Source organism: Sphingobacterium sp. UBA2610 (assembly GCF_002339225.1).
Lineage (GTDB): Bacteria > Bacteroidota > Bacteroidia > Sphingobacteriales > Sphingobacteriaceae > Sphingobacterium > Sphingobacterium multivorum.
Window position 1 is genome coordinate 140016 of the sequence record NZ_DDKA01000009.1, and the last position, 11641, is coordinate 151656.

The window sequence follows — 11641 nt, forward strand, 5'->3', positions numbered from 1 at the left end:
GAAATACCATTTTTATCATCAATTGATAACCATGAATTATCAAATAGAACTAAGACACTTACTGTATTTTAAAGTATTGGCAGAAGAGCTGCATTTTAGAAGGGCTGCCGAAAAATTGTTTATTGCGCAGCCGGGCTTGAGCAGACAAATTAAGCAGCTGGAGGAATCCTATGGCGTAGCACTTTTTGAGCGTAATAAACGAAATGTTCAAATGACGGAAGCTGGGATCTATCTCTTTGCGGAGGTGAAAGAACTCTTTAGGCACTTGGATCAGATTGAAACTCAACTTCAAAGCTTTGCCAATGGTAAAATAAGTACCTTAAAGCTGGGGTTTATTGGGTCGGCTGTTCAGACCATCCTGCCGGAACTACTACTCAATTTAAAACAGCAGCAACCTGATATCGAGTTATCACTTCACGAACTAGCGAATGAAACCCAGCTGGATCTGCTGGAGAAAAAAGAATTGGACTTAGGCTTTGTTCGTCTTTCGGAAACGCCACCTGGCCTATGTAGCCTGCCTATACATACCGAGCATTTTAGTCTCGTTTTACCCAACGATCATCCCCTATTGAATTCGCCGAAAGCAAGTCTTGACGCCTTAAAAGATGAATCATTTATCTTATTTTCCAAAAACTATAGCCACTCTTATTATGATCTCGTCATGAGTATCTTTAGTGATCATAAGTTTATCCCCAAAGTTACTTTGCGCACTGTGAATGCTTTGACCATTTTCAATATGGTTGCTCAGGGATTGGGTGTTGCCATTGTTCCTTCGTCTTTAAAGAACGGATACCATGTTGATGTCACCTTCCTTGAATTGAACGGTTTACCACAACGAACAACGCTCTCTCTAGTTTGGAATGCACAAAATCGCAACCCGGGTATTCCATTGGTCACCCAGATCATTACTTCACAACTAAAATACGGATATAATACGTCAAAGCGGGATAATTAAGGTCTAAGTCCATATTAAAACAATAAAGAATAAATTGTTCGGTAAGCTTGTTCGTGTATTGCATATCAGAAACAAATTTTCTAAGTTTGAGTTATTTACTAAACTTGATAAAAAAACAAATTATGATTTTAGAAGTAGCTGTATTGCAAATTATTGAAGGACAACAATCCAATTTTGAAAGAGACTATAAAACAGCTTGCCAGTATATTAGTGCGAGTAAAGGCTATATAACGCATTCACTACGTAAATGTATTGAGAAAGACAACCAGTACATTCTATTGGTCGAATGGGAAACGTTGGAAGATCATACCATCGGTTTCAGAGAATCTGCATTATTTAAGGAATGGGAAAAACTTTTACATCATTACTACGATCCGTTTCCAACAGTCGAACATTATGAAGTGTTAAAATAGTAGTTTTATCGTCCTTTTTCTATAATAATCTAGTATCTTTGTAGAAATTTTTGATATTCAACTTTTAACCCCTGTAGCGTCGCAAGCGTTACAGCTTTGAACAGAACAAGATGTACACAAAAGAAAAAGCAAAAGTAAATAGTTTTACGGTAGATCATACCAAATTAAAACAAGGGATCTACGCTAAAGCTTCTACCACCAATAACAGCAATGTTGAAAGTTATACAACTTACGACATTCGCATGATCAGACCGAATTCTCCTGAGCGTATGCTATCGCCTGAAGTCATGCATACCTTAGAGCATTGTTTTGCAACAGAAATTAGAACCATCTTAGGTGATGAGGTTATTTATGTTGGACCAATGGGCTGTTGCACGGGATTTTATGTTGTATTGGCTGGAACAGCGAAAACTCCTCAGAATGTGGCTGAATTGATGAAAGAAGTATTAGAGACTATTCTTACAGAAGGATACGAAGTACCTTTCCAAAACCCGATTAGCTGCGGAAACTACACATTTATGGATTTTCCCACCTCAAAGCAGGCTTGTGTTAACTTCTTAAATCTGATAACTGCCGGAGAATTGGCTTTTGAGTATCCATATATTGAAGAAAACTAAATGATCCTGAATAAAGATATTGAAACGATTATCTTGGTAGCAAATAAAAATGAGCTATCTTTTAATCCGACCATTGAATCGACTTTTGTCTACGAAATTGGTGTAGGTAAAGTAAATGCTCTCCTAGCCGTTGCTACGCTTTATGAAGACATCAAAGCTTTAGGGATCAATCCTATTCTTCTCAATGTGGGCACTGTGGGCTGTACAAGACATCCGATAGGACATGTTCTTTATCCGGCATACTATGCGCAAGGAGACGCGTATACAGATGGTTTTTTTCTGGAAAACACCTTGTTTTTTAAAGGGCAAGGGATTTTGGAATCCATTTCACGCGATGAATTTCGTTACGAAGATGCACTCTTGACATCGGATCGTTTTATCAATGTAAATACGGCTTTTTATCAGGATATCAAACATTTTAATCCTCTGGCATTTGATATGGAATCTTATGCCCTAGCGAATTTCTGTTTTCAAAAAAATCTCACCTTTCATAGCATTAAAATTGTTTCAGACAATTGTGATGGTACCGTTAAAGATTGGGAAAGCATTTTAGGGGAAATTTCAGGGAGATTAGGAGACATCCTCGATCAATTTATGAAAAAATTGAATCACGAAAAAGCTGCTGCTGTCCCTATATCGTAAGTTAATGAGATAACAAAAAGACCTGTAGAAATAGAGGTCTTTTTTGTTGCTATTTGGGCCGTACCGCTGCCCAAATTCCCCAGCATTATTCCAATAAACTACCTTGTTCTTTCTTCAACAGCTGCCCCTACCGTCCTTCTAATTTGAATTTATCGAAACTATTCTTCGCCGAGGTTGTTCAGATAGTGGATGACAAGCCCATCGTTATAGTCAATATAACTCTTCCACACTGCAAATAAATCGATCTAATATTCTTATGAAGAAAAAGAAGAAAATAATAATTTCAAATAGACTGCCGATACAAATAGAACGAAAAAAAGAAAAATTAATCATCAAGCCGAGTGCGGGTGGACTTGCAACTGGGTTAAACTCCGCTTTTGATAGCGACGAAATACTCTGGGTTGGCTGGCCGGGAATCGTTCCGAAAGATGAAGAGGAAAAAGAAAAGATTGTTGAGCTTCTCAAACCGATGAGCTTACTTCCTGTTTTCTTATCAAAAGATGAAATCCGCAATTTCTACGAAGGTTATTCCAATGAGGTTCTCTGGCCTATCTGTCACTATCAGCCGAGCTACATTCATTTTGATCGCGAATATTGGTCTACGTATGTCACAGTGAATAAAAAATTTTGCGAAGCCGCTCTTTCCATCGATCAACTTTCGGATTTTATCTGGGTGCAGGATTATCAGCTTATGCTGCTCCCGCAACTGCTGCGTTCAGAAAACCAAACACTCAACATCGGTTATTTTCACCATATCCCCTTTCCTTCTGAAGAGCTCTTCATGAACATTCCACAACGTAAAGAATTGGTCGAAGGTTTATTGGGTGCGGATCTCATCGGATTTCATACGTTCGCTGATAGCCAGAACTTTCTAAACGCCTGCAAAAAAATACTGCATGTATCATCTGGTTATAATCAGCTGATATATAAAGATCGCCATATCTTTGTGGAATCCTTTCCGATGGGCATTGATTTTGATAAATTCGTCCAAGTCAGCCATCAACCAAAAATTCAATCCATTGCAAGCCAATTTCGAAGCCACTTTCCCGACCAGAAGATTATTATATCGGTCGACAGGCTCGATTATAGCAAAGGGATATTAGAGCGATTACGTGCTTTTCTCACCTTCCTTGAAAAATACCCCGAATGGCATACAAAAGTTGTCTTATATATGCTTATCGTGCCATCAAGGGATAAAGTGTCGCAATATAAGAAGCTGAAAGACGAGATTAACCGAAAGGTGAGTGAAATCAATTCCATTTATGGAAATTTAAGCTGGACGCCAGTATTATATTTTTACAAATCACTTCCATTCGAGGAGCTGGTTGGATTATATGTTGCATCTGATATCTGCATGATTACATCGACGCGCGATGGGATGAATCTTGTCAGTAAAGAATATATCGCCAGTAAAACGTTATCAAAAGGTGTGTTGATTTTAAGTGAGTTTGCGGGCGCTTCCAAAGAACTTGTTGACGCCTTGATTATCAACCCCTATAATCGAACGGAAACTGCTGACAGTATTTACCAAGCGCTTAAAATGCCGCCCGAAGAAGTTCAGGAACGTACCGATGCCAATATTCAGATTATACAGAAGTTTAATGTACAGCATTGGGTGCAACTATTTACCAATCGCCTGGCTGAAACCAAAGCCATCCAGCGTGATGAATGGGCAAGGCGGATTTCAGATAAAGTGTTCAGTAGTATTTCGGAACGATACAGTAAAAGCAGCAATAGGCTCTTTTTCCTGGATTATGACGGCACTTTGGTCAAATTCCAGAACCACGCCCAAAAAGCAACTCCGACGACCTTATTGTACAACCTCTTGGATAATATTATATCAGACCCACTTAATACCTTGGTCATCATAAGCGGGCGCTCGCAAGAAAGCTTATCGTCTTGGTTTGACGGTCGGTCTTACTATTTGGTTGCCGAACATGGCATTTGGTCAAATTTCCCAAATTTCAACTGGTCATATAAAAAAGGACTGGCACTTCATTGGATGCCCGAAGTAAAAAAATTGATGGAAAAATTGGCCGACCAAACTCCAGGCGCATTTATTGAAGTCAAGCCTTATTCGTTGGCCTGGCATTATAGAAAAGTAGAATTAGGCTTGGGCGAACTTAAAGCCACTGAATTAAAAGAGATTTTAAACCCGATGCTGAATGATTATGGCTTACAGTTACTTGACGGAAATGCGGTCATTGAGGTTAAAAATACGGAAGTTAACAAAGGTAAAGCAGCATTGGAAATTGCAGGTCATATAAAAGCAGATTTTATGTTGGCCATTGGCGACGACATTACCGATGAAGACCTATTCCGTTATCTTCCTCAATCGACGATAAGTATTAAAGTTGGTAGCAATAAGTCTGCGGCAAAATATTATCTGGATGAACAAGAAGATGTTCTTCAATTTTTGAATCAACTTATCATAAAATAATGAACGAAAATACAATGGAAAAAAGACATACCTATCAATCTGGAATCATTGGCAATTGTTCCTATATTGCGCATGTCGGTATGGATACCAATATATCTTGGCTGTGCTGGCCCTCTTTCGAAGATAGCTTTGTATTTGGCAGTATGCTCGACAAACAGCAAGGCGGGCGCTTTGAGATCAGCTCAGAGGAACCTATTGTCGAAACCAAGCAATACTACATCAAAAACTCCAACGTGCTCTGCACGGAAATCCATACAGCGTCCTATGCCTATCGCGTTACGGATTTTGCCCCTCGATTTGAACAATTCGGACGATATTTTAAACCTTTGATGTTGGTCCGGAAGATCGAACCTTTATATGGGGTCCCCAGTGTAAACGTTAGGTGTCATCCTACTGGCGACTATGGCCGATTGGCACTTAAACCAACCCGTGGAAGCAATCATATCCTGTATAGTAACGACCAGATAGGGGAACGAATTCGCCTTACTACGGATCTGCCCATTTCTCATTTCTTTCAAGAGGAGAGCTGGACCATCATCAGTGAGAATAAATACCTTGTATTGACCTATGATGCTGCTTTCGAATCAGCTATCGCAGGTACCTGCGAAGATTTCCTCCATAAGACAATTAGCTATTGGCAGCGATGGATTAAAAGATGTAGTATTCCCAACATCTATCAAACAGAAGTTATTCGATCCGCTTTGGTGCTAAAGCTCCATCAATATGAGGACACAGGAGCAATTATAGCAGCTTCAACAACAAGCTTGCCCGAGTACCCTGGTTCTGGCAGAAACTGGGACTACCGCTATTGCTGGGTACGGGATAGCTACTATGTGCTAACGGCACTGACGCATATCGGTCAATTTGAAGAAATGGAAAGCTTTGCAAACTATATTGCCGGCATCACACATCGTAATCCGGGAAGGCTTCAACCATTGTACGGTATTCTCGGCAATTCCGAGCTTACGGAACATATTTTACCCTATCTAAAAGGATATCAGGAAAGCGGTCCAGTGCGAATCGGGAACCAGGCGTTTGAACATATCCAAAATGACGTCTATGGTCAGGCTATGATTGCATTGTTGCCTCTTTTCACTGATCAGCGTTTTAAAATCCATGAAAACAAAAATGTCTTAGGCTGGGTGAATTTTATTCTGGAAAAAATAGAAGCCACAATCGAGGAAAAAGATGCCGGCATTTGGGAGTTCCGGAACTTTGCCAACCATCACTGCTATTCGAATCTTTTCCAATGGGTTGGATGCAAAGCTGCCCTATTAATTGCACGCCAAAATGGTTATCAGGATATGGAGGATCGCGCGAATGTTCTCCTAAAAAAGGCAGAAGCTTACATTGAAGCTTGTTATGACGAGGAGCGAAAAGTCTATCAAAACGCATTAGACAGCCGAAATTTAGATGCAAGCACCTTACAGCTTATTGTTATGGATTATCTTGACCCAAAATCGGACCGTGCACGTCATCACCTCGAGATGCTGGAAAAAGAATTAAAAGGCGAAAATGGACTTTTTTATCGGTATAAGCATCAAGATGATTTTGGCCGGCCCAAATCCACGTTCTTGGTCTGTGCATTTTGGTATGTAGAAGCCTTGGCCTGCGTAGGGCGTGTGGAAGAAGCGAAAGAGATTCTCGAACGTTTGCTGACCTACAGCAATCACTTAGGTCTGTTCAGCGAAGATGTTACGGAAGATAACGGTAGCCAATGGGGTAATTTCCCTCAAGCCTATAGCCACGTTGGATTGATGAATGCTGTTTACCGCCTAGCGATAAAATTGGATAAACCAATTTTTCACTAACATAAAACAAACATGAAGGTGTTAAAAAGTCAGGTTAACACCTTCGGTTTGAGCATTCGAAAGCGCTATCGGTGCTTATATTTACAGGCGCTTATATTAAGGTCTGTTTGTAGCGATCAAAATGCTCACAGATTTCTTCCACCCCAATTTGTTTACCCATTAAATCTATAAAACGGTTCTTATACAATGAGAAAATATATAATCCTGTTGCCAAGCTTCCCACCACAAAAATACCTTCCTGCTCGTTACTTTTGACCAGTTTATTATTTAGATGACATTCCTTAAGCAATGGTATATCATAAGAAGACCATTTCCCCATTTTATCTTTTAGTACCAACCCAATATTTTTTGTTCCAGTCATCGTAATTTGCTCCTTTCTTAAAAAGGGAACATCAGTAATTGTCTAAATGTTTGCATCATTTGCTGATTCCAGCAAAAATGCGTCTTTTATACACAGTATCAAGTATAAACACGTTATATAAAAAAAGCATGTTTTCACCATTATGGTTTGAAAACATGCTTTTATTAAGTCTGTACGAGATTAATCTATCTTTTGCCAGGCAGATAGATCTGAAAACCCAAACCTACCCCCAATCCACTCGCTCCACTACCCGTATTGATATTGGCTTTACTGTAGTTATAACCGAAGGTGGCTTCCAAAGCCACTGTCCTTGTAATAAAATGTGCATAACCCACATTCGCTCCTACGGCCAGTGCAACATCTTTCCCTTTCGAGCTACCCGAAATCCCGATGTCTCCCTGCCCAAAGAATCTCCCTGTAGTGGAACCTGCATTGGGGAAGTAATAGCGTACAAAAGGTGCAACCCCATATGTCCATTCATTATCAGCATCCTTTACCGTGGCCAAACCTAAGTTGGCTTGCGCTCCGATGGCCAAACCATCCGAAACAAAATAGCCCGCTCTCGGTTGAAGTGCAATGTTAAACGATTTTGCTTCAAAGCTGTAGCCTAGATTACCGATCGATCCACCGACCATCCAGTTTCCTTGCTTTATAGGTTCGATGCCTACCTCCGATGACATCTGTGGCGTGGTCTCAATTTTCTGCGCATAGGCCTGATACCCAATACCTGCAGTTATTAATAAAAGAAGTGTCGATTTTTTCATATATATGTATGTTCTAAATTACTTTAATTTAATAACAAGGTCAATAAATGAAAAGTTTTAAATTTATCATTAAAATATGGATACCACTTTTTAATAAAAAAAACAACCATTCAGTTTTAATTGCTGTTCTTTATTAAAAAGATGATGAATACAGCAATTCAATTTGGTGATTCTATTTCACAATCATATTGGAGAAACTCCATGTACATGAACGAAATAGACCCTCTAGACAACGATCCAAGTACCGACGATGGTACTTCTGTACGGAAGCAGCCTCAAGTCCCTTCCCAAGAAGACGTAACTCCTGACCTATACTATCCTGAAAATGCAGAGGGGCCTGATCCAAGCGAAGAAGAACAACGCGATCGTAGTAATAAAGAAAAAATTAATACAGAAGAGGATCAAAAGAAAGAGCAACCGGACCATTCAGAAGAAGATATTTATGGTGCTGATCCGGATCAAAAGAAAGAGCAAAAAAACTCCCTTAATTAAGGGAGTTTTTTTATCAGATATATTGATAGGTCGACGAGATGGTTACGGTTTTGATTTACTATTATTGATACTGTCTTTCCTAAGTGTGTCTGCTAAACTCGTATCTTTCTGCATGGTCATTTTTTGCTGTTCGCTTAAATTATACCGGGTTTCGTCGGCATCAGTAGGTGCAATGTTGTCTGACTGACCGCTTCCTTCAGTTTGATTTTTGGTCGAGTTTTGGCACGAAAAGAATAGTGTAGCGCATAATATCGCTCCTAAAGTTAATGTGAATCTTTTGCTCTTTTTCATAGTCTATTTTATTTTGCGTTAATCTTTTTCGATAAGAACCACATTCAAAGCTTATTAGTTCAATAAAAGCTGATAAAAACAAAAAATTCAAAAACTTGCTTAAAAAAATGGACACTAGTATATGGCATTAAAACAGGTAATACCCGTAATAAAGACATTTTTTTTAGGAACAAATACCCAATTAAAAAAAGCTATTCATGGCAGTAAATTTTATTGCGACACGTTTAATCCCGCTTTTTTGTAGTGTTTCTACTACAAAATCAAGGATACGCAGCGTTACGTATTTTTCCCATATACCTGTTTAAACAAGGTTTGGATGACCTCTAAATCGCAAAACTAGCACTTTAATTGTACCTCTGTTTATCGAATACACATCAGTCAATTTAACAAAAGGTACTATGAACAATTCCAATTTAAATTTGTTAGTCGAAGAAAAAAGAAGTCTTTTGAAACATTTCGCGGGAAAATTCACCAATGATCCTGATGAAAAAGAGGATTTGATTCAAGAAACACTTATCCGCGCATTAAAATCGATCGATGATTTTATCCGTCACCCCAAGTTAATGTCTTGGCTTTACGTTATTATGAAAAATGTATACATCAATCAATACCGCAAAGCGAAGCGTACGAATGATATCCACGAAACCTACATCGGTCTCGAAAGTATCAACACAATAGAAACAAATAAAAGTGACAATAAATTCATCGCGGATGATATTGAAAAAGCGATGTGCAGTTTATCGGAAGAAAATTATCAAGTGTTTCAATTATTTCTCGAAGGATACAAGTATCATGAGATAGCCTCTTATTTTGACATGCCCGAAGGCACTATAAAAACCAGGATCCACATGACAAGAAAGAAACTTCAAAAGCAACTTAAAATTTACAGGCTCAAATAAAAAACAAAAAGGTGGTTCTAGGGTTATCTATCTAGAAGCAGCTAACCGACATCACAACAATTCGTTAAATGGTAAACATATGAAATCAAGAGTTAAAATAAATAATCAGCAAGCAATGGTCATTGCGCTAATTATCTGCGGCGGTCCGATAGGAAAAGGAAATAGCAAAACCATTGTTCAACCAGAAGTTTCGGAATCAGTAGACAAGAAACAGATTAAGGTCGATACGGAAAAAGGTAAAAAAACTTCTTTTAATAAAAAATAAAGATAGCAATTACCGTCCAACGGCTGCTTTAGCAATTTAAAGCAGCCGTTTTTTTTTTGCGTTTCGCTCCAGCTATCGTGCAACAATCTACTGATGGTACGCAGTATAAAATCGCCTTCATGGATGAAATTATACCTATCCTGTTCTTTCACAAAACTGCAGGGCTACTTGAGGCGTTCTTAAGTGAAAAATAGAAATTCACAAAGCCGACATTAAATGGAAAACAATACGATAAATGATCGTACATTAATCAGCGACCTTATACAGATCAACAACGATCGGATTGCAGGCTATCAGAAAGCTGTAGAAATAGCCACACGCCTCCATCTTGAACATTTAAATAACACCTTTATTGAGTTTATGAACCAATCCGAGGTATTTATTGAAGAATTAAAACCCTACCTAGCTCCGCGGGAAGACGACTCAATCGGAGGAACGATGATCAGTGGCAAGCTATTCAGAATTTGGATGGAGATAAAATCCGCCATTTCAGGAAATGATGAAAGGAGTTTACTATGCAGCTGTGAGCAAGGTGAAGATGCCTTTACACATACCTATAAGGATGTTGTTGACCATGAAGACTGGGAAATCAGCCATGATCTGCTCCTGCTCATCGAAAAACAACTTGGTATACAGCTCGAAGCTCACGAATATATTAAAACGTTACGAGACAAGGCCACTACGTCTTAACCTATTATCAACATATTTTACAAGGGTAAATGCACTATGAAAGCAAGAACGGGGTATACAAGAAGAAAAGTAGGTAAGTCTTTTAAATATTTCGACGCTTCGGAAAAGGAAGTGTCCGATAAAAAGATTTTAGAGCGGATCGCAAAACTCGTTATTCCACCAAATTGGACAGATGTTTGGATCGCTAAAAGCTCAAAAAGCGATTTACAGGCTTTTGGCTTCGACCAAAAAGGACGCAAACAATATATCTATCATTCCAAATTTGTCGGCCAACGGCAAGCTGCAAAGTTTAGCAATATCCTCTATATGGGTAAATACTTACAAGAGTTGAGAAACATCAGTTCCAAACACCTCAAACACGAATTTTGGGACATGGATAAACTTTGTGCAGTTGCTTTTAAAATAATGGACAGTACATTGATTCGTATTGGCAATAAGCGTTATACACTGACAAATAAATCGTATGGGCTGAGTACTTTGGAAAAAAGACACGTCAGCATTGAAGGCAATCAGATATCGCTAGCCTATAAAGGTAAAAAGGGGGTTTTCCAGCAGAAATCCTGGACCAACAAACAACAAGCTAAACTTTTGGAAGAATTACTAAAAATGAAAGGCAAAAGGATATTCCAAATGGATAGTGCAAGTTGCGAAAGCACTTTCTGTGGCTCCGCTTTTAATCAGTATCTGCGGAAGAATTGTACAGGTGAGATCAGTTGCAAGAGTATTCGCATTTGGGGCGCCAGTCGTGAAGCCTTTTATCAGCTTGCGCAAATAAAACAGGCGGAATCACTCAGTGCACGGAAAAGACAATTAAATAGCGTCATCAAGAAGGTTGCAGAGCAACTTGGTAATACGAAGTCTGTTTCGCAGACTTATTATATCCATCCGGCCATACAACAGGTATTTATGGAAGCAAAGTTCCCCTTTATAAAAGATAAATTACCACTAGCGAAGCTTGAAGAGAGAGTATTCCGATTTTTACGTAAGCATGGCTAAGCAGG

Annotated in this window: 14 protein-coding genes; 11 read left to right on the plus strand and 3 right to left on the minus strand. The window is 39.0% G+C overall.

Translation table 11 applies throughout. The annotated features are described in order from the left end of the window. The first annotated feature begins 31 nt into the window (after window positions 1-31). From B4Z47_RS06430 to B4Z47_RS06455, 6 genes are all read left to right on the plus strand, one after another. On the plus strand, window positions 32-955 hold the full coding sequence (locus B4Z47_RS06430; RefSeq protein ID WP_070563954.1) for a LysR family transcriptional regulator: 924 nt from the start codon (window positions 32-34) through the stop codon (window positions 953-955). A 122-nt stretch (window positions 956-1077) separates the two neighbouring features. Further along, a complete protein-coding gene (locus B4Z47_RS06435; RefSeq protein WP_046673491.1) occupies window positions 1078-1368 on the plus strand; it encodes an antibiotic biosynthesis monooxygenase family protein in 291 nt (96 codons plus the stop codon). Between the two features lie 110 nt (window positions 1369-1478). Further along, window positions 1479-1985 carry an S-ribosylhomocysteine lyase gene (locus B4Z47_RS06440; RefSeq protein ID WP_046673492.1) on the plus strand — a complete coding sequence of 169 codons (507 nt, stop codon included), beginning with the start codon at window positions 1479-1481 and terminating at the stop codon, window positions 1983-1985. Beyond that, window positions 1986-2627, plus strand: coding sequence for a hypothetical protein (locus tag B4Z47_RS06445; RefSeq protein WP_070563951.1), 642 nt, complete (start codon window positions 1986-1988; stop codon window positions 2625-2627). It abuts the gene before it with no gap. 256 nt (window positions 2628-2883) lie between these two features. Further along, window positions 2884-5067: a bifunctional alpha,alpha-trehalose-phosphate synthase (UDP-forming)/trehalose-phosphatase gene (locus tag B4Z47_RS06450; RefSeq protein ID WP_115048735.1), complete on the plus strand. Its 2184-nt coding sequence runs from the start codon at window positions 2884-2886 to the stop codon at window positions 5065-5067. Continuing rightward, window positions 5067-6878 (plus strand): glycoside hydrolase family 15 protein, encoded by a 1812-nt coding sequence (locus B4Z47_RS06455; protein WP_070563945.1) that lies wholly within the window; start codon window positions 5067-5069, stop codon window positions 6876-6878. Before B4Z47_RS06450 ends, B4Z47_RS06455 begins: the two co-directional genes overlap by 1 nt. A 91-nt stretch (window positions 6879-6969) precedes the next feature. Here B4Z47_RS06455 and B4Z47_RS06460 read toward each other — a convergent pair whose 3' ends face one another. After that, entirely contained in the window at window positions 6970-7239 is a 270-nt protein-coding gene (locus tag B4Z47_RS06460; RefSeq protein ID WP_046673496.1) for a hypothetical protein, read from the minus strand. Window positions 7240-7424: 185 nt separating this feature from the next. Continuing rightward, window positions 7425-8003, minus strand: a complete 579-nt coding sequence (locus tag B4Z47_RS06465; RefSeq protein WP_070563942.1) for a hypothetical protein — start codon at window positions 8001-8003, stop codon at window positions 7425-7427. A gap of 141 nt (window positions 8004-8144) precedes the next feature. On the opposite strand from B4Z47_RS06465, the gene B4Z47_RS06470 reads away from it, so the two are divergent. Continuing rightward, the gene (locus B4Z47_RS06470) at window positions 8145-8495 is read left to right on the plus strand and encodes a hypothetical protein (RefSeq protein WP_147282038.1); all 351 of its coding nucleotides are present in this window, start codon (window positions 8145-8147) and stop codon (window positions 8493-8495) included. A gap of 42 nt (window positions 8496-8537) precedes the next feature. On the opposite strand, the gene B4Z47_RS06475 is transcribed toward B4Z47_RS06470, so the two are convergent. Further along, window positions 8538-8786 carry a hypothetical protein gene (locus B4Z47_RS06475; RefSeq protein WP_070563936.1) on the minus strand — a complete coding sequence of 83 codons (249 nt, stop codon included), beginning with the start codon at window positions 8784-8786 and terminating at the stop codon, window positions 8538-8540. Between the two features lie 398 nt (window positions 8787-9184). On the opposite strand from B4Z47_RS06475, the gene B4Z47_RS06480 reads away from it, so the two are divergent. From B4Z47_RS06480 to B4Z47_RS06495, 4 genes are all read left to right on the plus strand, one after another. Beyond that, window positions 9185-9685, plus strand: coding sequence for an RNA polymerase sigma factor (locus B4Z47_RS06480; protein WP_115048739.1), 501 nt, complete (start codon window positions 9185-9187; stop codon window positions 9683-9685). A 79-nt stretch (window positions 9686-9764) separates the two neighbouring features. Further along, window positions 9765-9950 (plus strand): hypothetical protein, encoded by a 186-nt coding sequence (locus B4Z47_RS06485; protein ID WP_070563932.1) that lies wholly within the window; start codon window positions 9765-9767, stop codon window positions 9948-9950. A gap of 216 nt (window positions 9951-10166) precedes the next feature. Further along, a complete protein-coding gene (locus tag B4Z47_RS06490) occupies window positions 10167-10640 on the plus strand; it encodes a PA2169 family four-helix-bundle protein (protein WP_070563930.1) in 474 nt (157 codons plus the stop codon). Between the two features lie 36 nt (window positions 10641-10676). Beyond that, the gene (locus B4Z47_RS06495; RefSeq protein ID WP_070563928.1) at window positions 10677-11636 is read left to right on the plus strand and encodes a DNA topoisomerase IB; all 960 of its coding nucleotides are present in this window, start codon (window positions 10677-10679) and stop codon (window positions 11634-11636) included. The last annotated feature ends 5 nt before the right edge of the window (window positions 11637-11641 follow it).